The sequence below is a fragment of the Qipengyuania citrea genome, assembly GCF_024171405.1.
GTDB classification, from domain to species: domain Bacteria; phylum Pseudomonadota; class Alphaproteobacteria; order Sphingomonadales; family Sphingomonadaceae; genus Qipengyuania; species Qipengyuania profunda.
Window position 1 is genome coordinate 1,683,533 of sequence record NZ_JALJZT010000002.1, and the last position, 20,670, is coordinate 1,704,202.

Genomic DNA, 20,670 nt, shown 5'->3' on the forward strand with positions numbered 1-20,670 from the left:
TCCTGTTCAAGACGCCTCTCTCCTACGCGAGGTTCGCCTGGCCGGCACCATTGATGGATCTCTCGTGGCGATCGGATGCAGCATACCCCCCAGGGAATAAGGGTGATTTATTCCCCAAAAGGTATATTGCCATTTTATACCCTTGGCGGTATAGTGGAGTGTGGAGGTATGCTATGCGCCAGATCGTCAGGCTTCCCAGTCAACTCGGAGCCGTGATCCAGACCCATCGCCTCGGCAAGGGCCTGACCCAAACCGAGCTCGCCAGACTCGCCGGGACGCAGCAGAAAACCATCTCGGCAATAGAGAACGGAAGCGAAGGAACAAAGCTCGACACGCTCATCAGTGTCATCGCAGTCCTCGGCCTCGATCTTCAGATCGTGCCGCGTCAGCAGGACGGCGCCTCAATTGAGGACGTCTTCTAAATGGCGCGCAAAAAGACCCATGCGCCCCTCGATGTACTTATCAACGGCAGGCAGGTCGGCCGCCTCGAAAAGGCGGCGAGCGGTGCAATCAGTTTCCGGTATTCCGAAGAGTGGCTGGCCTGGGAGCACCGCTTCGCAGCGTCGCTCTCGCTGCCTCTGACCCCGGCGGCCTATCGTGGCGCTCCGGTCATCGCCGTGTTCGACAATCTTCTCCCGGACAGGGATGCAGTACGCCGCCGCGTAGCCGAGCGCATGGGCGCTCAGGGCACCGACTTCTACAGCCTACTCGAAGCCATCGGACGCGACTGCGTCGGTGCCATGCAGTTCCTGCCCGAAGGCGCAGATCAGGCGCAGAGTACCGACATCGAAAGCGAACCGGTCAGCGACACCGAAGTCGAGGCCCTTCTCGCCGATCTCGCACGGGCTCCACTTGGCGTCGATCGGAAACAGGAATTCAGGATCTCGGTTGCCGGCGCGCAGGAGAAGACGGCCCTGCTTCGAATCGATGGGAAATGGCACCGACCGGCCGGTGTGACCCCGACAACTCACATCCTGAAGCCGCAACTTGGACAGATACCCATCGCCGACGGGATGATCGACATGTCGAACAGCGTCGACAACGAGCACTATTGCATGACGCTGATGAAGGCGTTCGGCCTGTCGGTCGCAGCGACAGAGATCGCGACCGTCGGCCAGCGCCGAGTTCTCGTCGTCGAACGGTTCGACAGGCACTGGCGCAACGCCAAGCAAATCCTGCGTCTGCCGCAAGAGGACTGCTGCCAAGCACTCGGCTATCCGCCCACGCACAAATATCAGAGCGATGGCGGCCCGAACATGAAGGATATCTTCGGCCTGTTGCGCGGTGCTGACGATCCGCAAGCCGACGCAGCCGCCTTTTTCAAGAGCCAGATCCTCTTCTGGCTCATTGGTGCAACGGACGGGCACGCCAAGAATTTCAGTATCTTCCTGAAGCCCGGCGGACGCTACAGCCTGACCCCCTTCTACGATGTGCTCTCGGCCCAACCGGCCGTCGACTCCGACCAGATTGCGCAGAACAGGTTCCGGCTCGCGATGTCCGCAGGCACCAACCGTCACTACCGGCTGAACGAGGTGACCGGTCGGCATTTTGTCCAGTCGGGCAAGTCAGCGGGGCTTGGCAAAGGCCTCATGCGTGCAGCCATCAACGAACTGATGGACCGCGCACGTGATGCGCCGACGGTAGCGCGCGAAGCGATGCCGGTGGACTTCGCCGAACCTGTTCATGACTGCATAGCTGCGGCCCTGGCGACGCGTTTGCCCAGGCTTTCGAGCGCGCTTGAGGAGTTTTAGCTTTAGCATCCGCCAACGAAGTCATCGCCCGCCCTTTGCTGCAGCCCATCGCCACCTGATTTTTTCACGAAGAGCATCCCTTATGCGCGCCCGTCCCTCGCTCCTTTCGCTTTCGGCTGAACGTCACTCGATGACTTTATGGTCGTCAGCCATACGCCCGCGGTTGCAATTGCTGTGCCCATGATGATCAGGGGTGTAAGCCTTTCACCGAAGAAGGCAGCGCCGATCGTTAAACCGAAAACGGGCACCAGGAAGCTGAATACATTAGCCTTCGAGAGTTCGATTTTGCCGAGCGTATATTGCCACAGCCAGAATGCGAGGGCTGTACCTGGGATCGCCAACCCAAGCAGGCTCGCGATGAAAACCGGCGACCAGTCGATTTGGCCCTGATCTTCGGTAAGCAAAGCCAGAAACGCGAGCGGGACAGCGCCGATGAGGAGTTGAAGGCCCATGGCGATCGCTGCGTCGGCGCGCCCCGAGAGCTTCTTGATGGCGATGTTGCCCACGGCAACGCCGAAGGCCGCAAGCAGCACATATGCAAAGCCGGTTGAGAGCGCCAGCGGACCTTGGAGAATTCGCGGGCCAGCAATGATGAGGATTCCCGCAAAGCCGAGCCATAACCCGATCCAGCCCTTGGAAGACAGGCGCTCACGGAGAAAAAGAAAGGCAAGGCCTGCCGCGATGAGGGGTTGGCTGTTGGCGATGACGGTTGCAAGGCCGGGCGAAACGAACTCCGCAGCATGGAACATCCCGTAGTAACCCAGCCCCGTCATGCCGAGACCGGCAAGAATGATCCATCCCCAGATGCTTCCATCGCGCGGAAAGGGCTTTCTTAGAATGATACCGACCGCCAGTAACGTGGTGCCTGCAAGAACCGCGCGCAGCACGGCGAAGGTGAGATGGGGCGCGCTATCGAGACCGACCGTTATGAGCGGATAGCAGGACGCCCAAAGAAGCATCACAAAGATTGCGGAAAGACGCGCTGGCATAGTAGGTTAAGCGATAGCCTTCCATCCCGGTGCCCACAATGGTGGGATGCGCAGGTCCAGCGACGGGATACTCCTGCGCCTTGGCTACCACCTGATTGCTCGCCCCTTCGGACTAGCGATGCTTCTGTTACTTCGCGCTTTTTTGCCATCCTATGCAGCTACCGCTGCGTACGGTGTGCTGGGTCAAGCCCATTCTCAAGTGCGCGTTAGTGACCAGGAAATTTGCCTGAAAGAATCCCGCCGAAAATTGTTGAATTTCAAGTGGGATAGGCGGCGGCGCGCGACAGCCGAGCGCCGCATCTTATAGAGAGCTTTTGTTCCGGATTGGCCCTGGATTTTGCTCATTGTTCCGGAATGGGGACCAAATAGCATTCACGAGCATGCAATCAACTCGGTCCGTGGTTGAGCAATTTCTCCGCGACCTCACCCACACGCGACGAACGAAATTCCCGCGCCTTTCGCGCCGCGAAATCTTGCGATAAGGGTCTGCAGAGGGGACCCGCGCGATGGCACTGAAGATTGTTGAGTTTTTTGGATTTCCACCACTCTCGCCACTTGCGTCAGGATACATTTCCGGAAAGCAATGCCCCTACACGGTTAGCCCCTGCATTAAGCCAAACCACGGCGCCTGCTCCGTTCGGCAGACGACAAGTGAACCAATAATCTGCTGTCCAAATCGTCTGTATGCGGAGAACTATCGCGTGCTTCGTGAAGTAGCCGCCGAAGTCTTCGGCCAGCAGATCGAACTCATTACCGCCGCTGAAGGAAGGGCAAGAAAAGGATCGGAGTCGCTGACCGGTTCTGAGGTCATTGCCTTTGGAAAAGGATGGGGAGGCGAACTCCCCCTTCCTCGCCCTAAACGAGCCGATGGGGCGAAGAGTGGCGCATATTACGTTGACTGGATATTGGCCCGCATCGATGCCGATGGCGAGCTCCAAGAATTTACCGCCGTGGAGGTTCAAACGATAGACACGACGGGCAATTATAGGGATCAATCAGACGCCTATTTTGCTGGAGAGACCTTCGATGGCTGGAGTAAGTCTGGCATGAATTGGGAGAATGTGAACAAGCGCATTCTTCCTCAGCTGATCTACAAGGGACATGTCCTGCGTCGAGAGGCGCGGTGCTCCAAAGGCCTGTTTTTCGTCTGCCCGGAGCAGGTCTATCAAAAGATCAGAGACAGATTGGGCAATAACCTGCACGAGTATCCAGTAGGTCCAGGTACCCTTTCTTTCAGGTCCTACCAACTTGGCGATGTAGATCCCTCAACGATGCAACGACCATTGGAGTTCAACGCCCAATTCACGACAACCGTGGATCAAGTCGCTACGGCATTTACGTCGCCAATGAATCTCCCCGACCAGAATGTCTATGCGTCTGCAATCAAGCTCGCTTTGGGGAGTTAAAGCGCACAAACTTGACGTGCGAACGGCGTCCGATTGATCGACTTCAGACTTGGAATCCCATCTCCCGGAGGAAACGCGAGGGGGCCTTCTGCCAACCAAATACCTTGTCGGAGTAGGTCAGAGTTAGGCTATCTTCGGTCCTAGTGATCGCCACGAAACAGTTTCGCCGCTCTTCCTGCATTTCGGGGCTTTCGGCCCCTTTCTTGACTGCTGCCCAGCTCGGAAGCTGGTCCTCGACCATGGCGATCAAATAGACATGCCCGAACTCCATTCCTTTCGAGGCATGAATCGTAAAACATGGCACTGCTTCCTTGGGCTGAGGCGGCGTTTTTGATCGGAGGTCAAGCTCCTGAAGGAGCATATGAAGCGTCACACTTTCCTTTCCAAACTGGGCCTCAATATCAGCGACCAGGGCCTCCCAAACTTTCTTCTCATCTTCGAACTCGGAGAAGTCGTTTGAGGAAGCGAGGAATGGTTGATCGGGCAAACCTGCGAACCATTCGAAGGTGGATGCGCAGAATGATCGAAAATCGAGCCGCTCGACCAATTGTGGCAATGCGGACACGAGATACTTCCGCGTGTGATCACTAAGCTCGTTGCGCTCAAGGGCCAAGTTAAGAAACGAACGAAGAGCGCTACCCTCGAATGCCTCGGCTGCAGAAGTCACACCAGCCGGGTCAATCTGCAGTCCTTCCAGTGCAAAAAAGGCTCTGGTCAGTCTACGAGTTTGCTCTCGATCATTTGAACTATTGGCCAGTCGCAGCGCAGCGTGGAGCCAGCGCAGCGGGGCGCTTACAAATTCATCTTTTCGGTTTGCCAAATAAGCGGTCACACCATTGTTGCCTAGGTGCTCGACCGCTCGCTCGAGCGTCTTTCGTGTCCGCGCAAGGACTACGCATCGTTCTCTCTCTGAAGCCGATTTCGCCGAAATGTCTTGAGCAACCCACGCGACCTCACTTTCAAAGTCTGGAAAATGATAAAGATTGAGTCCCTGATCTTCAGTCGCGGGCTTTTCGGCAAGAAGCTGATCCTTGTTTGCCGTTCGCGTGGAGTTGTTGGCGATAAGTTTGTTGGCGATATCGATGACCGCTGGTGGGCATCGATAATTCGTGGGGAGCTGAAGCACGGTCATCTCGAAATCGCGCTTCAAACCTTCAAGGCGCGCTGGGCTAGCCCCATTCCATTGGTAGATTATCTGGTCGTCATCCGCGACCACGAAGAGGTTTCTCGAGTCAGAAGCCACCAAACAAATGAGCAAGCTGTATTGCGCGAAATTGGTGTCTTGGAATTCGTCGACGCAAACGTAGCGATAGATGCGGCGGATTTGCTTCGCTACGGCTGCATGCGTCCTTAGCACTCGCACTGCTTCTGAAATCATCGAGGGGAAGTCGAGGCTGTTGGCCGCAATCAGCCTGTCCTTGTAAGCTCGATAAACAGCGCTCACCGACGCTCGTCGTTCCTCCGGCAGCGTCGCGACGATCTTCTCAACTCGCTCGTCACCAACATCGTTCTCAAGTAACCTGTTGATCAAAGGCAGTAGTCGTTCACCGCTGAATTCCGAGACCTCAAAAGATCGACCGGCATCTGCGATGGCTTCGTCTAACAATCCTATTCGCTCGCCGTCTTGAGTCAGGATCGTAAAGTCCGGTTTCAGGCCGAGCAGGTGGCCGTGTTGACGCAAAAGATCGCCTGCGAACGAATGGAAAGTGGTCAACAGGACGCGATTGCCAGAGCCAGGTGCCAGCTTTTCGATACGCGCGCGCATTTCGGCTGCTGCTTTATTCGTGAAGGTCAATCCTAGAACGCGATAATGATCATCCGGCGATTGTTGGATCATGCGCCCGATGCGTCTCGTTAGAACTGTCGTCTTACCTGAGCCGGGACCGGCGAGAACCAAGAGTGGTCCGTCCTGCCAAGAAACTGCTGCGGCTTGCCGCTCATTCAATGAACTGAGAAATTCGCTCATAGACCTTCCCTCCCTTTGGCCACGGCGAAATTGGCTAGGTCCACCAGGAATGGAGGTATCGACGCTGCGCCTTGTTGATCGAGGCGATCCACGACCTGAGTAGCGCGGACCGGCTTCCCCTTAGTGGGTTGATGTTTGTTTACCAGGTGCTGCCAATACTCTTGCGTACCCTGCGCATGTGGATTTGGATTGGCCGCAACCTTCTGAGGAGAAGCGCTGGCCTCAAAGATGTCGCCAAATCCATTCATGCAAAGATAGGTTTCCATATCCCAGGCTGGCAGTGTCCTGATGTGATCCTGCGCAGGCTTGCCACCAAGCAGCCCGACTGCGGTGTTTGCGTAGCCCTGACCCGCTGGATCTCCGTCTGAGACGCAAATCCAGTGAATTCCAAGGGCGTCAGCCAAACGAATATACGGTTCAATACCGAGCTCGGTAAACTTGAAGCAACCTACGCCGGCGGCGAAGAGATCAATACCTGCAACACGTGCTGCCTCCTGGATAATGACCTCATCGGTTTCACCCTCCACCAACAGCCACACCCGTGCAAAAAGTATGGAGCCACGGAGACGTCGAATCTGATGGTCCAAGCGACTCAATGTGGGCTCATCGATCATGCCGTCCTCAATCTTGAAGACGTCGATCTCATTTCCGACCCGTCGCAGACGCCGCAAGCTTTTCAATGGAACGGAAGCAAGCAAGTCTCCGGAATGGGTAGTGATGATTTTTTGCCCTCCCAACCGGGAGATCAGCTGACCGACCGCACGCACCGCCGATGGGTGCAGATGCGCTTCCGGCTCCTCTAGGGTCAAGATGGGGACAGCGTCCTCGCCATACTCACCAACCAGGCGAGCATCGAGAAATGCATCGAAAAGACAAATTACAGCCAAGCTCTGAGTTCCCTCACCGTGCTGCGCGAGGGGAAGGCGCGCACCTGATACCCCTGAGAGCAAAACTTGAGTTCTCGCGAGTATGTCAAATACTCGGCTGGGTAACGCATCGATGCTGACAGGATCGTCAGCTCCGCCAAGAGGCACCAACTGAGCAGATTGCCCAAGCCGTGCCTTTACGGCATCAAAGCCAGTATGTGCATCGAGAACCCTCTGATTGAGTTGTGCAATTTCAGCTTCAATCTCTTCCCTTATATCGGGATCAATCTTTAGCGATTTGACGAAGGGTCCCCAAAAAGCCCCGTTTGATCGAAACTCGCGAGCCGCATCTCTGAGCGCCGCAAGATAAAAAGCAGGGACAATCTGCTGAATGCGCCGCAGGGCGGAGGCATTAGCTGGCAGGGGATCGCCGTTCGGGTTTAGGAAATCAAATGCTGAGACGAACGAACCGATTGCCTCGTCGTACCGGCCACTAAGGCGCAATGTAACAATTTGGAGACCGTCGCCTCCGATACCCACCACTGGTCCAAGTTGCTGAACCATCGCGTCAGACCAATCATCAGGTTCAGTTTCCTTGAAAGTCAGCTCGATCTTAATCGGCGCCGCGTCTGTCGGTTGGCCATCTTGGTCCAAATGAAAATCATATTCCGAGAAAGCAGCTGACCGGCGCCCCACGGCCCTGCCTAGGACCATTTGTATAGCTGCCAGAACTGTCGACTTGCCGGTGTTATTCGAACCAAAAACGACCGTCGTCTGATCGAAATCGATTTCGAGCGCCGTGATGCCGCGAAAATTATCAATTTTAAGCTTTGAAATAATCATTGGATCTTACTGCAAAAGTCAGAAGCCAGAGACCTTAGGCCCCTGGCTCCTTTTGGCAATCTTATGAGATCGAACTGAGGCGGGTGGCTAAGCCGCGACCCGAAGCCGACGCTTGGCAGCCTGCCCCAAGATACTTTTCTTAATTTCTTCGCCCAACGCGCGCCCAAGAAGTGGGGGCACTGCATTCCCAACTTGGACGAACTGCTCAGTTCTACTTCCTTCGAACTCGAACCAGTCAGGGAACGACTGAAATCGGGCGGCCTCGCGCACGGTCAAAGAACGATCATCGTCTGGGTGGATATATGCTCCCCAGTGGATGTCACACTTTGTGAGGATTGTCGAAGACAACCCATGCCATTCCAGCCGTCCGTATCGCTTGGTGTGATCGCAGCGCCGTGCCTTCTTCATGCCTGCTGGTAGCAACTCTATTGGAATGTCTCGCCAGCTCCCTCCCGGCGGAATATGACGCATCCGCTGCTCATTGACCTTCGCCAAGCGCGGGGCGGCATGATTGAGAACGCCAGGCGTCCCACGCCGCATTTCAGTTTGGTAGCTTGACCTTGGTTCAGAGGCATAATGAGAATTGAGCCATGCCTCACCGTTCTTCAATCTTGGCAGATCGGAGATCGCATCGAAAACGGTTGTTAGCGGTTCCAACTCAGGGCCGTGCGTCACAGACGGGAAGTTGATAGGCTTTCCCATGCGATTGCCGATGAAGACGATGCGGCGTCTCTCCTGCGGCACACCATATTCCTCGGCTTTGAGAACTTTGAATGCAATGTCATAGCCAAGTGACTTGAAGCCCTCGGTGATTGCTCGCACTGCTGCACCCTGTCCGGTCGAGAGCAGCCCCATGACGTTTTCCATGATTACCCATTCGGGGGCCAACCCATCAACAAGGCGCAGGTATTCCTTGAACAGGAAGCTCCTCTCGTCGTGCATTCCTCGTTGATGGTTGTAGACACTGTAAGCCTGACACGGTGGGCCTCCGGCGAGCACGCTCAACTGACCGGGCTTCAATCGAGCCGCGCGCAAGAAGTCTTCCACGGTTAGGTTCTGAATCGGTCCTTTGAGGAAGCGTGCTTCCTTGTGCGTTCGAGCATAAGTCGCCCCGGCTGCTTCATCGAAATCGTTGCCAGCAAGCACATGGAAACCAGCTTGGCGGAGTCCTTCGGAAAGGCCCCCCGCACCACAAAACAAGTCGATCGCCGTGAGTTCAGAGGTCATTTCGCGCCTCCCGTCGTTCGGGCCAACGGAAGCTCACTTTGTGGGCCAGCGTGTTCTTCGAGATATTGAACGATCGCTTGCCGAGCCACCCAAGAGCAAGAGACTTGGAGTCGGTCAGCATATTGACGAAGCTCAGCATCCTCCTTGGGAGTCAGATTGACCGAAATTCTTTGAATCTTGTCAGCCATCGTAGCCCCTTTGTTCTCTTTACGTTCCAGCCCAGTACCGTCTTCGTGATAGCTTGGCAAGGTGGAGCGGAATACAGCATAGTGCTGCACTTTGCTGCGCTATCCACATATTCTAGCGCGCTAACACCTGTGCGTGTCCATAAGGGCGCCCACCGCATCCCCGATCTGCTGTGCCGCTTCGAGCAAATGCCTGTCGTCCAAGTGCGCATACCGGGCCGTGGTCTGAACATTGGCGTGCCCGAGGAGACGTCCGATCATCGGCAATGTCTCTTTGTTCATCGCCGCGTGACTCGCGAAGGTGTGGCGCAGGTCGTGGATGCGAACGCCGGGTAATCCTGCTTCGTCTCTGAGCCTGCGCCAGAATCCGTTCACACAGCGAAGTGGCTTGCGGTAGCTGTAATTCCAGAACGGGTATGGAACCCTCTCGAAGCGTGGCAGCCCGGCGATCACTTCGCGGGCTGCCGATCCGAGCCAGACCGTTCGTGGGCCGGTCTTGCTGTCGCGCAGGTGCAGGCGATTGCCCTTGATATCGCTCCATTCGAGCGTGAGGATTTCGCTCTTCCGACAGCCGGTCAGCAGCAGGAGCGTGATAGCCGCGCCCACACACTGCTTAGTGCGGTCGTCCGATGATCGCAGCTTCGCCAGCTCGGCACCCAGACGGGCTAGTTCTTCGTTCGAAAGGAAGCGCTCGCACTGGCGCTTGCGATTGGGTCGAACAGAACGGCATGGATTGGTATTTTCGAGCCGGTAGCCCCATTCCTCTGCCTTGTTCAGCATGTGCTTGAGGATTTCGAAAGTCCGGTTCGATGCTCCCGGCCCGGTCCGATTGTTGAGGTCCGCAAACCAGCTGGTGACGTAACCCTCGTTCAGTTCGTCAATGTAGACGCCAGCGAAGGCGTCATCAATATAGCGGCGTCGGTAGCCGGTGTGCGTATCCAGGGTCGATGCTTTCCAGCGTGGTGCCCAGCGACCCCAATACTCGGTCACGAAGTCGGCGAAGCTAGGAGCGGAGCGGATGCGCTGGCGTTCGGTCGCCGGATCGCGACCGACCTGCGCGTATGCGATGACGCGGCGTGCAACCATCTGCGCCTGGTAGCGGGTAAGGACCGATGCAGGCCCGATTGTCACCGTGCGCATACGACCTGCCATGCGGGTCTGCACAATGTAGACGTTTCGACCGCTCGGATAATGCCGGATGCCAAAGCCGTGCTCGACACCAAGCCAGGTCGTGGTCCGCGCCTTGCCTTTAGGAACGAGCTTGAAGTTTACGGTTGCCCCGACCTCGGCAAGCGCCTCCTCGACAATCTTCTTTAGACTGGCGGCGGTCATGGCCTGATGCCAATCGCTTGCGCCAGCGAGCCGGAAACCCGCTCGGCGGCTTCGCCGATCACGTCATCGGACAGGTGAGCATATTTTGCGGTCGTCTCGACCAGCTTGTGGCCAAGCAGCTTGCCAATGGTCGATAGCGGCACGTTGTCCATGATCGCGGTCGAGGCGAAGCTGTGGCGCAGATCATGGATGCGAACGTCGGGCAAAGCGCAGCGCCGCCGGAAGTTGTACCACCAGGTATCGAAGTTCAGCGGACATTTTCCGGTCCGGTTCGGAAAAACGAGAGCGCTGTCATCGCGCCGCTCGATCCCGGCAAGGACATCCTGGGCCTGCGTGTTGAGCCAAATCACCTTGGGGCCGGTCTTGCTATCTGGCAGCACAAGTCGTGGGGGTTTCACCCACTCCCAGCGCAGATTCTTGATCTCACCAACGCGTGCGCCGGTAAACAATAGTAGGCGAGCGATTGCGACCTCTGCCGGTCGGTCTGCCTCGGCCTCACGCAAAGCTGCCCCGATCCGGCGATATTCGGCTGGTGTCAAATAGCGCTCGACGCTTTGCCGCTTGTATCGTGGCATCCCTCGGCAGGGGTTCGAACCTGGCCGACGCATCTTGAGCGCTTCGGCATACTTGAACAGCGCGGAGAGCACGGGGACGGCGCGGTTGAACTTCACCTCGCTCTCTCCCGCGCATCCATCGCGCCAGCGGTGGATGTCTGGTGGGAGGATGTCCGCCACGCGCGTGTCGCCAAACGTAGGCTTGATGGTGAGCCGCCAAGCGTCCCAGTTCCGCTTGGTGGTCGAGGGCTTCCAGACGCGCGAAAGATCATCCCAATAGGCCTCAACGAAATCGGTCATCGTCGGGGTGGCCTTGACCACTGCGCGTTTGGGCAAACCATCAAGCGCGGCTTCCGCAAGAATGCGGCGGGCCTGCGCCCTTGCCAGCCCCGCCTCAAGCTCGTCGGTCCGGCCAAGGGTGATGCGGCGATGCTTCCCGCGATGGCGTAAGCGAACGAACCAAAAGTAGTTGCCGCTCGGCCTTACGCGCAATCCAAAGCCCGCAAGCTCAGTGTCCCAGATGCAGTATTCGCGTTCGCGCAGCGGCAGTTCTCGGCGGGCAAAATTGCCATCGAGAAGCGCTCTGCGCGCAGACATTCGACGCTTGGGGACCATATGGCATTCGCCCTCATGCAAACTGCCCCCAGAACCCTTGGAAATACTGTCATTTGCGGGGACCGCACGGCATTCAACAGCGCCCTCTCTGCCGAGCACTTTGAGCGTTTCGCGCACTGATTTTATTGCACTTTTTCCCAAAACACAGCAGTGCTACTGCGTACGGTGTGCCGTTTTTCCCCTGGGCCTTGTAAACCTCGCGGTGCACAAACGTCCGTACTTGCGAGCGAGACCATGGTCGAGCTGAAATCATACTTACAGCGCACGGCAAGCTTGGTACTTGGCCCGTGTGTAATATGGGTGCACGAAGAAATATTCGGGCGTCCAATCAGCGAGGTTAGATTGTATGTGTTTTTCCGCCACAGCGAGTTTCGCCGCCGGCACCGTGCTGTTGGCAACCGGTGCCTTCACAATGCGAATGGCGCGCAACAGCGGCGAGAGACCCTACGCGCTGATTCCGATTCTGTTTGGCGTCCAGCAATTGATCGAGGGCGCACTTTGGCTGACATTTCCTGACAAGGCGCCGGTGCTGAAGACAGTTCTGACCTATCTCTATTCGATCTTTTCGCATGTTCTGTGGCCGATCTATGTCCCGGTGGCGGTTTATATGCTCGAGAGGGTAGCCTGGCGCCGAAAGGCCCTCATGGCGACGGCGATTGGCGGAACCCTGGTTGGGCTCTACTTGCTCTATTTCCTTATCCGCTTGCCAATCGTCGCGACAGCCGGCGACGGTCATATCGACTACGAATCCCCCCACTTCTACGTTGGCATCGTTATGACACTGTATGTCTTGGGCACCTGTGTCAGCCCGCTGCTATCCAGCCATCGCTGGGTCAACTGGTTTGGGGTCGGAGCAATCGTCTCCTTTCTTGCGGCAGGCGCGTTCTATCTCACTTGGTTCATATCGGTCTGGTGCTTCTTTGCCGCGGCGATGAGCGTGATCGTCCTGATGTTCTTTCTGCGTAGAGACACCGCCGTCTCACCCTCCCCCCCAATGGGCGAGCCGGTGCGCTAGTTTTTAAGAAGGGTGAGCTGGCTGCTATGGTTTCACCGAAGGGGATTGATGCTCAGGGTTTTCAGCCTGGTCCGCGCTCGTCTCGGCACCAGCGCAGGCAGACTGGAGAAAAAGGGGCTACGGACGGTGGGCATTCTCTAAAGGTGTAAGTGCATTGCCTGGCATGCGGGGCACTTTGCATAGTTCCGAAGTTCCCCGATGTCGTCGGTGCATTTCTTGCTCGCATTCGAGGCGGCCCGGCTCACCCCCAAGTTCATCAGCCGATCGAGAGCTTTAGATCGTCGCTGATCACGTATTGCGGAACGACCAAGTTCTTCGGTGCCGGCCCTTTCCGCACGCGTCCGGAGTTGTCGTATATTGACCCGTGGCAGGGACAAAACCATCCCCCATATCTTCCGCGATTTTCACCCACTCCCTGTCCCAACGGAATGCAGCCAAGATGCGTGCAGACGCCCACCACCACAAGCCACTCTGGTCGCTGCACGCGCGCAGCGTCCGTCTCTGGATCGATCAGCCCTGAAGAGGCATCGTCGGCTCTGGCTCGCGCGATCTCTTCAGCTGTGCGCCGCACGATGAATACCGGCTGCTCGCGCCAGCTCACAGTGATACGTTGACCTGGCTCAATCGGTTGCAAATCGACTTCGATCGTAGCTTGTGCAACCACGTCGGCCGATGGGTTCATGCTGTCGATAAGCGGCCAGACGGCTGCTGCGGCACCGGTTCCCGCGAACGCAACGGGCGCGATATGGATAAAATCGCGCCGGCGCACGCCTTCCGTCCCGCCGTCCTTGTCAGCACCGTTGCTCGCCGCAGTCCCGTTTCGACATCTATCCCGCTGGAAGATCGCCGAACCCAGATACCGCTCAAGGCCCAGTCAGGTAAGGACCTGCAGACCGGGCAGCGCGATGCCAGCTACCCATTCGAGAAATGCGCCGCCTCCAGTCGACACGTGGGTGAGGTCCGCAGTCAGACCGCTGTTGTTGAGGGCCGCAACTGTGTCACCGCCACCGGCAAGCGAGGTCAGCGATCCCTTTCGTGTCAGCTCGGCGGCCGCCTGGGCGATCGCAAAAGTCGATGTCTCGAAAGGAGGCGTCTCGAATGCACCGAGCGGGCCATTCCAGATGAGCAGCTGCGAGGATCGCAGCACGTCCAGAGTTTTCGCGACAGTGAGAGGCCCCAGATCAAGGATCATCTCATCGGCGGCGACATCTTCGACCAGGGCCGTGCGCAGCGAAAGGGGATGCGGCGTCAGTTCCCTGCCTACCATGACGTCCTGGGGCAGATGGATCTGGCACTTTCCCTGACTGGCACTCTTCAGAATTCGTAGCGCTGCATCCTCGAGGTTCCGCTCGGCGAGCGATCTGCCGATTGGCTTGTTCAGCGCGGCAAGAAAGGTGTTCGCCATCGCTCCGCCGATGATGAGGTTATCCACCTTCGTGCTGAGCTGCTCGAGGACGTTGAGCTTGCTCGAGATCTTGGCGCCGCCGATAATCGCGGTGGAAGGGCGCCGCCCGAGCCCGGTCGCCGATTGCAACGCCCCGATCTCGTCTTCCAGGGCGCGGCCCATATAGCTCGGCAGCAGTCTTGCCACTCCCACCGTGGATGCATGCGCCCGGTGTGAGGCCGAGAACGCATCGTTGACATAAAAATCCGCAAGGTCGGCCATCGCGCTTGCAAGCTCGGGATCGTTGCTTTCTTCGCCTGCGTAGAAGCGGGTGTTTTCCAGTAAGGCAACATCGCCCGCCTCTAGCTCGGAAACCGCGCGCTGCGCTCCCGGGCCAGTCCAGTCTTCGAGAAAATGAACCTCGTCTCCGAGCAGGGAGCTGTAGGTTTTGGCAACCGGCGCGAGCGAGAATGCCGCGTTCGGTTTTCCTTTGGGACGACCAAGATGCGAGAGCAAAAGGATTACCGCGCCGCGCCTTCTGAGCGCCATCACCGTTGGCAAGCTCGCTCGCAAGCGCGTATCATCACCGACCGCGCCGTCGTTTCCGATTGGTACATTGAAGTCGACCCGGACCAGCGCAATTTGGCCAGCGATTTCGCCCAGATCATCGAGGGTTTGCGGAACCGACATGCGACTATTGCTCCTTGCTGCAGGAATGGGGCGAAGTCGCGGCTCAACCGCGCGCGCTTCCCTCCATTAGGGACGGAATGGCGCGCGAAGGCTTACATAGCAGCAATGAGATAGCGAAAGGCGCCGCCGAAAAGTGTAAGTCGCGCGGGCTTCCGGCGTCCTTTTGGATCAGGTCCAGCAGGGGCGAACGCAAGGCATCTGCCAAGAGTGGCCTGATATGCGTCACGCCAGCGGAGCGCCGGGCGGCTTGCCGAAGCTCGCAAGGTTACAGGAAGGGAATGAGACAAATGAAAACAGTGCTGCTGCACGTCAATCGCGACGCCGGACAGGACAGCCGCCTGGCTGCGGCGATCGATCTCGTGCGAGATCACAAGGGCCTCCTCATCTGTCTGCAAGCCACAAGCTGGAATTCCTATGTTTTTATCGGTGATCCGTATGGTGCAAGCTATATTTCGCCCGAAGCGTTGCAATCGGTTCGCGATGCGGAAAATGAAGATCGCCAATTGATCGAGAGCCGCCTGGCGCAAGAAGGCGTTGAGTGGGAATGGCGCCGCGTCGAGGGTTCCGCAGGACAGGCGCTGGCTGCGCACGCGACGCTGGCCGATCTGGTGGTCATTAGTCAGCCTGAGCAGAAAGATGCCGTCCTGCCGCGAGCCGCGCCGCTCGTCGCCGATCTTGTCGTTCATATCCAGTCTCCTTCGCTCGTCGTACCGCTCGGCGGAAAGCGGTTCGCGCCCAGGGGGAATGCGATCATTGCGTGGAATGGATCCGCCGAAGCCGGGCATGCCGTTCGCTTGAGCCGATCACTCTTGCGCGATGCTGCTGAGGTCCACATCGTAACCGTCAGCGAGGACAAAGAAGGTTCGTCGCCGGACGAACTTGCGCAATATCTTGCACGACACGGCATCGAAGCGCAGACCCGGCGGCAACCCGCCGAAGATGCATCGATCTCTGAAGCGTTGGTGGCTGCGGCGAACGATGTTGGGGCGGCTTACATCGTGCTCGGCGCCTATGGGCACTCGCGTATCCGGGAAACCATACTCGGTGGGGTCACCCGGGAGATGATCCTGCACAGCCCGATCCCGATGATTCTCGCGCACTAGAGCAGAATAGGCATAAGGGATCTAGGCTAGTGTTGGACTGGCGGCGTCTTATCGATCGGCCAAACGCTTGACTGTCGAAGCCCGGTAGATGCGCTCGACGGCGCGCCCGAGCACATCGTTGAATTCCTGATCTTGCATGTGCGCCCGCAAATCCTGCAACAGAGCCCGGCTGAAGCTCGCGATCATCCCGCGGTTTCTTTCGAGCGCGGCGCAAGCGGCATCCTGGGAGAGCCCACCCGAAAGGGCGAGCACCCGCGCGCAGCTGGGATGGGCAACGAGGGGCGCGTAAAGCCCGTCCGAAACCGGCAGCGAGAGTTTCAGTACCACACGGCGGCCATAGGCTTGCCCATCGAGCGCATTACTGAGTTCGGCAAGAAGGATACTCTCGCACTCTTGGCGCGTTGCACTTGCGATATTCACTTCCGGTTCGATAATCGGCACAAGTCGCTGGTCGAGGACATGGTTGGCCAGCTCGAATTGCTGGCGCACGACGTCGCCGATCCCCTGGTGCGATGCGACGTTGATCACCGAACGCATCTTGGTGCCAAAAACGGCCCTTGAGCGCGCCCGGGACAGCAGGCTTTCGAGATCCGGCATGGGTTTCATGAGCTGGACGCCGCCTGTGTCTTTCTCCAACCCTTGGTCGATCTTGACGAAGGACACGATCCCCCGCCGCCAGAGAAACTCTGGCACCGGTACGGTGTCAATCTGCGCATCCATAGTGCGCTCGAAAAGGATGACGCCAAGCACCCTTCGCCCATCGATGCATGGGGCTTTCATGATCCGCACGCGCAATCCATGGATAAGCGCGAACATCTCGTCCTCGCCGGAATACCGGTCCGCGTCGATGCCGAAGGCCTGAAGGGCAGCAGGTGTCGAGCCGCCGGACTGGTCGAGGGCCGCTACAAAACCGGCACCACCCACAAGCTGCGCCATCATTTCCGCATATTTCATGGGGTCTCCCCGGCTCCAGTCTTTGCAAACGCGACCGATCGACGCGGCCGCGAATAATATCGTCAATGCGTAGAGAATGGACGCCTTTGGCAGCGCTTGATTACAAACGCCGCTACCGGCGAGCAGACCTTGGGCGGCAATACCCCTCGGTCAGTGAAGCAACTTCGCCGCGCGGGTTCTCCTTCTCAGGCCAGCCCCGCACAGTAATCCACCCGCATTTCGAGCGTCCAATCATGGTGAGGACACAAGAGGTCAGAGCGGGCTATGATAATCCGGGGAATTCAGATCATGTGGACAGCAACCCGGCTCCTGCTGGATGTGCTGAGCGCAATGATGCTGAATCGGATGGGGTTCGGTCGGCGCATGACCACGCTTCCGCAAAGGACCACGCGGCGTCTCGAAAATCTCGGCCCGACCTTCACCAAGCTCGGTCAGGCGCTGAGCGAGCGCCGCGATATCCTCGATGCGAACTGGGCCGCGAGCCTCTCGAACCTGCAAAGCAAGGCCGCTCCTTTCCCTGCCGATGCAGCGGTAAGGATCATCGAGCAGTCATTGGCCGCGAACACAGCAACGGCCTTTGCCAGTTTTGAACGCGACCCTCTGGCCGCGGGCTCGGTAGCCCAGGTCCACGCCGCAAAGCTGCATGACGGACGCGAAGTGGTCGTCAAGGTCCTCCGGCCCGGAGTGGGCGAGCAAATTGCAAGAGATATGCGCATTCTGCTCATATTGGTGCACCTGTTTCAGCATGTCATACCTGCGCTGAGACGTCACCGCGCGGCGGCACTGGCGAAGGAGCTTTCGCACAATCTGAAAAGGGAAACCGATTTCCGGCAGGAAGCGCGCAACATCCGCCTGTTCGCCCGCGCTTTCGCTGATTCTGAGACGGTTTACATTCCCGATGTCGTCGACGAGATGTCGGACGCCTCCGTCATTACGCAGGAGCGCAGCATGGGCACCCCGCTGGATGAGCGCGAGGCCATCGAGCGCGGCAATACGCTCACCGAGACTTTCATCGATTTCTATCTGCAACAGTTTTTCGTTCTTGGTGCCTTTCATGCCGACCCGCATCCGGGCAATTTGCTGATCATGTCGGACGGGCGTCTGTGCGTGCACGATTTCGGAGCTGTCGGCAGGCTCGACATTGGCACCCGCGAGGCTCTGCTCGGTTTTGTGGCAGCGTTCATTTACCTCGATTCCGAATGGCTCACCGATGCGGCGATCGACCTCGGTCTCCTTTCGGTCACTGCCGACCGCGCGGCACTTACCCGGGGCGTGGACGGTATCCTGGCGGAGTTGCGGGGCGCTGCCATGTCGGAATGGTCTCTTGCCAAGACCATGATCGATATCGGACGGTTGTCGGGGCACAGGACACTCAGCTTGCCGCCGCATCTGGCCGCCTTGGTCCGCACTGTGTTCACGGCAGAAAGTACATTGCGGAAGCTCGACCCCGAGGCGGATCTGCTGCTTGTGTTGCAGGCGACCGGAAACCGCTTGCTCGCGGAGCGACGCAGCGCGGCTATCGGCAATCTCCATACCCCCCGGCTCGAATGGGAAATCGCCCGATTGGTCCGGCGGGCGCCCGCAATCGGCGCCGGGTGGCTACAAAGGGTTTCCGCCGGGACGGCAGGGCATCCGAGCGGATCTCTCGCCCCTGGAAACAGGCTTGACCATGCTGTCAGGCAGGTCGCCTTGTCGATCGCCGCGCTCGGCAGCTACCTCGCCTCGGCAGCGCTGATGGTGGCCAATCGGGGTCCGCGCGTGCTTGGCGATATTCCCCTCCCGGCAGCCATCATCCTCGCAGCGGCCCTCCTGCTGACCATTCAAATCCTCATCCAATCGCGCCGTCAAAGCGAGCAACAACCATGAGGCAAATGCACAGCCAGGCAGCACACGCCACGGCTAGTGGCATTCCCCAAACGTCCCGGAGGGACCGCGCATGAACCCTGTCGTCGAAGCCGTTACTGCCCGTATTGCCAACCGTTCGAAGCGGCGACGCGACGCCTATCTCGCCTTCATTGACCGTCAGCGGGATGCCGGCCCGCGACGAAGCGCGCTTTCTTGCAGCAATCTGGCGCACGCATTTGCCGCTTCGGGCGAGGACAAGCAGACCATCGCGGGCGCCCATGCGATCAACATCGGAGTGGTCACCGCCTATAACGATATGCTCTCCGCGCATGCGCCCTATTATCGCTATCCCGAACAAATCAAGATTTTTGCCCGCGAGGTCGGCGCGACAGCGCAGATCGCGGGCGGCGCACCGGCGATGTGCGACGGCGTCACCCAGGGCCAGGACGGCATGGAGCTCTCGCTGTTCAGCCGCGATACAATCGCGCTCGCCACCGCGGTAGGGCTCAGTCACGCGATGTTCGAAGGTGCGCTCCTCCTCGGCATTTGCGACAAGATCGTGCCTGGCTTGTTGATCGGCATGCTCCGTTTCGGACATCTGCCTGCGATCCTCGTGCCCGCCGGGCCGATGCCGTCAGGGCTCCCAAACCGGGAAAAGGCGCGCATCCGCCAGCTCTTCGCCGAAGGAAAGATCGGGCATGACAAGCTGCTCGAAGCCGAGAGCGCCTCCTATCATGCCCCTGGCACCTGCACATTTTACGGCACCGCCAATTCCAACCAGATGATGATGGAGGTGATGGGCCTCCACGTGCCGGGCGCTGCGTTTGTCAATCCCGGCACGAAGCTGCGGCAGCAACTTACGCGCGCTGCCGTCCACAGGATTACCGAGATCGGATCTGAGGGCCAAGATTACCGTCCGCTAGCGCATTGCATCGACGAAAAGGCGATCGTCAATGCTGCCGTGGGCCTGCTCGCAACCGGCGGCTCGACCAACCACACCATTCATCTGCCGGCCATCGCCCGCGCGGCGGGCCTGGAGATCGACTGGAGCGATTTTGAGGAGTTGGGCACGGTCGTTCCGCTCTTGGCGCGGATTTATCCGAATGGCGGTGGCGATGTGAACGACTTCCAAGCGGCAGGCGGAATGGCCTTTGTCATCCGCGAACTCCTCGAGGCAGGTTTGCTTCACCAAGATGTCCTGACCGTCTGGAAGAACGATCTCGGTGCCTATGCAAAGCAGCCGGCATTAGATGGTGATGAACTTGTATGGCGCAGCGGTGCAACAATAAGCCGCGACGAAAGCATTTTGAGAACCGCTCAGGCACCGTTTTCGCTCGATGGCGGGATAAGGCTCCTCACCGGCAATCTCGGTCGCTGTGTCATGAAGACGAGCGCGGTCGCCCCCGAACGCTGGACAATCGAGGCGCCGGCGCGGATTTTTCCGGACCAGGATGACGTGCTACGCGCATTCGAGGCGGGGGAGATCGACCGCGACATGGTGATCGTCGTGCGCTTTCAGGGGCCGCGCGCGAACGGGATGCCCGAACTGCATAAGCTCATGCCACCTCTGGGCGTCCTTCAGGACCGCGGACTCAGCATCGGGCTTGTCACGGACGGCCGTATGTCAGGGGCTTCGGGCAAGGTGCCCGCGGCGATCCATGTCTGGCCCGAAGCGCATGCTGGTGGTCCGCTCGCGCGCTTGCGCGACGGCGACGTGGTGCGGCTGTCTGCGGATAACGGCGTGGTCGAAGCCCTGGTGAGCGAGAAAGACTGGAACGACCGCGAACCCGCCCTGCCGCCGCGGGACGAGCAAGGGCTGGGCCGTGAGCTCTTTGCGATGATGCGCCAGCACGCCGACGAGGCCGAAAAAGGCGCGTCAGCAATGCTGGCACTGGCGGGGCTTTAGCGCGGTGAATGCGAGCACTCCAGGAAAGCGCTCGTCCGC

At 58.6% G+C, this 20,670-nt stretch carries 17 protein-coding genes; 7 read left to right on the forward strand and 10 right to left on the reverse strand.

Features of this window, described 5'->3' with window-relative positions; genetic code table 11:
* Window positions 1-173 precede the first annotated feature (173 nt).
* Complete coding sequence (locus J2S32_RS09125) at window positions 174-422, forward strand: helix-turn-helix domain-containing protein (protein ID WP_046904105.1); 249 nt, start codon at window positions 174-176, stop codon at window positions 420-422.
* The gene (locus J2S32_RS09130) at window positions 423-1,751 is read left to right on the forward strand and encodes a type II toxin-antitoxin system HipA family toxin (protein ID WP_047822743.1); all 1,329 of its coding nucleotides are present in this window, start codon (window positions 423-425) and stop codon (window positions 1,749-1,751) included.
* An 80-nt stretch (window positions 1,752-1,831) separates the two neighbouring features.
* Here the strand turns inward: J2S32_RS09130 and J2S32_RS09135 are convergent, their stop codons facing one another.
* The gene (locus J2S32_RS09135) at window positions 1,832-2,740 is read right to left on the reverse strand and encodes a DMT family transporter (RefSeq protein WP_047822741.1); all 909 of its coding nucleotides are present in this window, start codon (window positions 2,738-2,740) and stop codon (window positions 1,832-1,834) included.
* Between the two features lie 506 nt (window positions 2,741-3,246).
* Between J2S32_RS09135 and J2S32_RS09140 the strand changes: the two genes are divergently transcribed.
* Window positions 3,247-4,146 carry a NotI family restriction endonuclease gene (locus tag J2S32_RS09140; protein ID WP_047822737.1) on the forward strand — a complete coding sequence of 300 codons (900 nt, stop codon included), beginning with the start codon at window positions 3,247-3,249 and terminating at the stop codon, window positions 4,144-4,146.
* A gap of 43 nt (window positions 4,147-4,189) precedes the next feature.
* On the opposite strand, the gene J2S32_RS09145 is transcribed toward J2S32_RS09140, so the two are convergent.
* The 6 genes from J2S32_RS09145 to J2S32_RS09170 all read right to left on the reverse strand — a co-directional run bounded on the left by J2S32_RS09145 (window position 4,190) and on the right by J2S32_RS09170 (window position 11,734).
* Window positions 4,190-6,112, reverse strand: a complete 1,923-nt coding sequence (locus tag J2S32_RS09145) for an ATP-dependent helicase (RefSeq protein ID WP_047822734.1) — start codon at window positions 6,110-6,112, stop codon at window positions 4,190-4,192.
* Window positions 6,109-7,821, reverse strand: a complete 1,713-nt coding sequence (locus J2S32_RS09150) for an ATP-dependent nuclease (RefSeq protein WP_253520431.1) — start codon at window positions 7,819-7,821, stop codon at window positions 6,109-6,111. The genes J2S32_RS09145 and J2S32_RS09150 overlap by 4 nt, the downstream gene beginning before the upstream one ends.
* Before the next feature lie 87 nt (window positions 7,822-7,908).
* A complete protein-coding gene (locus tag J2S32_RS09155; RefSeq protein WP_253520433.1) occupies window positions 7,909-9,048 on the reverse strand; it encodes a DNA cytosine methyltransferase in 1,140 nt (379 codons plus the stop codon).
* Window positions 9,045-9,236 (reverse strand): ribbon-helix-helix protein, CopG family, encoded by a 192-nt coding sequence (locus J2S32_RS09160; protein ID WP_146029798.1) that lies wholly within the window; start codon window positions 9,234-9,236, stop codon window positions 9,045-9,047. Before J2S32_RS09160 ends, J2S32_RS09155 begins: the two co-directional genes overlap by 4 nt.
* A 120-nt stretch (window positions 9,237-9,356) precedes the next feature.
* A complete protein-coding gene (locus tag J2S32_RS09165; protein ID WP_103022891.1) occupies window positions 9,357-10,565 on the reverse strand; it encodes a tyrosine-type recombinase/integrase in 1,209 nt (402 codons plus the stop codon).
* Window positions 10,562-11,734 carry a site-specific integrase gene (locus tag J2S32_RS09170; RefSeq protein ID WP_047819488.1) on the reverse strand — a complete coding sequence of 391 codons (1,173 nt, stop codon included), beginning with the start codon at window positions 11,732-11,734 and terminating at the stop codon, window positions 10,562-10,564. The genes J2S32_RS09165 and J2S32_RS09170 overlap by 4 nt, the downstream gene beginning before the upstream one ends.
* A 346-nt stretch (window positions 11,735-12,080) precedes the next feature.
* Between J2S32_RS09170 and J2S32_RS09175 the strand changes: the two genes are divergently transcribed.
* On the forward strand, window positions 12,081-12,749 hold the full coding sequence (locus tag J2S32_RS09175) for a DUF6629 family protein (protein WP_088712504.1): 669 nt from the start codon (window positions 12,081-12,083) through the stop codon (window positions 12,747-12,749).
* A 256-nt stretch (window positions 12,750-13,005) separates the two neighbouring features.
* Here J2S32_RS09175 and petA read toward each other — a convergent pair whose 3' ends face one another.
* Both petA and J2S32_RS09185 read right to left on the reverse strand, forming a co-directional pair.
* Window positions 13,006-13,518: a ubiquinol-cytochrome c reductase iron-sulfur subunit gene (gene petA / locus J2S32_RS09180; protein WP_199797721.1), complete on the reverse strand. Its 513-nt coding sequence runs from the start codon at window positions 13,516-13,518 to the stop codon at window positions 13,006-13,008.
* A gap of 105 nt (window positions 13,519-13,623) precedes the next feature.
* The gene (locus J2S32_RS09185) at window positions 13,624-14,823 is read right to left on the reverse strand and encodes a phosphoglycerate kinase (RefSeq protein ID WP_047822117.1); all 1,200 of its coding nucleotides are present in this window, start codon (window positions 14,821-14,823) and stop codon (window positions 13,624-13,626) included.
* A gap of 287 nt (window positions 14,824-15,110) precedes the next feature.
* Between J2S32_RS09185 and J2S32_RS09190 the strand changes: the two genes are divergently transcribed.
* Window positions 15,111-15,926: a universal stress protein gene (locus tag J2S32_RS09190; RefSeq protein WP_158246583.1), complete on the forward strand. Its 816-nt coding sequence runs from the start codon at window positions 15,111-15,113 to the stop codon at window positions 15,924-15,926.
* Between the two features lie 48 nt (window positions 15,927-15,974).
* Here J2S32_RS09190 and J2S32_RS09195 read toward each other — a convergent pair whose 3' ends face one another.
* Window positions 15,975-16,880, reverse strand: coding sequence for a fructose bisphosphate aldolase (locus tag J2S32_RS09195; RefSeq protein WP_047822114.1), 906 nt, complete (start codon window positions 16,878-16,880; stop codon window positions 15,975-15,977).
* Between the two features lie 288 nt (window positions 16,881-17,168).
* Here J2S32_RS09195 and J2S32_RS09200 point away from each other — a divergent pair, with 288 nt between their 5' ends.
* Both J2S32_RS09200 and edd read left to right on the forward strand, forming a co-directional pair.
* Window positions 17,169-18,746 (forward strand): ABC1 kinase family protein, encoded by a 1,578-nt coding sequence (locus J2S32_RS09200; protein ID WP_053059196.1) that lies wholly within the window; start codon window positions 17,169-17,171, stop codon window positions 18,744-18,746.
* 70 nt (window positions 18,747-18,816) lie between these two features.
* Window positions 18,817-20,631 carry a phosphogluconate dehydratase gene (gene edd / locus J2S32_RS09205; protein WP_047822112.1) on the forward strand — a complete coding sequence of 605 codons (1,815 nt, stop codon included), beginning with the start codon at window positions 18,817-18,819 and terminating at the stop codon, window positions 20,629-20,631.
* The last annotated feature ends 39 nt before the right edge of the window (window positions 20,632-20,670 follow it).

Coding starts and splice junctions, on each gene's coding strand:
- J2S32_RS09125 (WP_046904105.1), top strand. CDS start 174: ATGCGCCAGATCGTCAGGCTTCCCAGTCAACTCGGAGCCGTGATCCAG.
- J2S32_RS09130 (WP_047822743.1), top strand. CDS start 423: ATGGCGCGCAAAAAGACCCATGCGCCCCTCGATGTACTTATCAACGGC.
- J2S32_RS09135 (WP_047822741.1), bottom strand. CDS start 2,740: ATGCCAGCGCGTCTTTCCGCAATCTTTGTGATGCTTCTTTGGGCGTCC.
- J2S32_RS09140 (WP_047822737.1), top strand. CDS start 3,247: ATGGCACTGAAGATTGTTGAGTTTTTTGGATTTCCACCACTCTCGCCA.
- J2S32_RS09145 (WP_047822734.1), bottom strand. CDS start 6,112: ATGAGCGAATTTCTCAGTTCATTGAATGAGCGGCAAGCCGCAGCAGTT.
- J2S32_RS09150 (WP_253520431.1), bottom strand. CDS start 7,821: ATGATTATTTCAAAGCTTAAAATTGATAATTTTCGCGGCATCACGGCG.
- J2S32_RS09155 (WP_253520433.1), bottom strand. CDS start 9,048: ATGACCTCTGAACTCACGGCGATCGACTTGTTTTGTGGTGCGGGGGGC.
- J2S32_RS09160 (WP_146029798.1), bottom strand. CDS start 9,236: ATGGCTGACAAGATTCAAAGAATTTCGGTCAATCTGACTCCCAAGGAG.
- J2S32_RS09165 (WP_103022891.1), bottom strand. CDS start 10,565: ATGACCGCCGCCAGTCTAAAGAAGATTGTCGAGGAGGCGCTTGCCGAG.
- J2S32_RS09170 (WP_047819488.1), bottom strand. CDS start 11,734: ATGGTCCCCAAGCGTCGAATGTCTGCGCGCAGAGCGCTTCTCGATGGC.
- J2S32_RS09175 (WP_088712504.1), top strand. CDS start 12,081: ATGTGTTTTTCCGCCACAGCGAGTTTCGCCGCCGGCACCGTGCTGTTG.
- J2S32_RS09185 (WP_047822117.1), bottom strand. CDS start 14,823: ATGTCGGTTCCGCAAACCCTCGATGATCTGGGCGAAATCGCTGGCCAA.
- J2S32_RS09190 (WP_158246583.1), top strand. CDS start 15,111: ATGAAAACAGTGCTGCTGCACGTCAATCGCGACGCCGGACAGGACAGC.
- J2S32_RS09195 (WP_047822114.1), bottom strand. CDS start 16,880: ATGAAATATGCGGAAATGATGGCGCAGCTTGTGGGTGGTGCCGGTTTT.
- J2S32_RS09200 (WP_053059196.1), top strand. CDS start 17,169: ATGTGGACAGCAACCCGGCTCCTGCTGGATGTGCTGAGCGCAATGATG.
- edd (WP_047822112.1), top strand. CDS start 18,817: ATGAACCCTGTCGTCGAAGCCGTTACTGCCCGTATTGCCAACCGTTCG.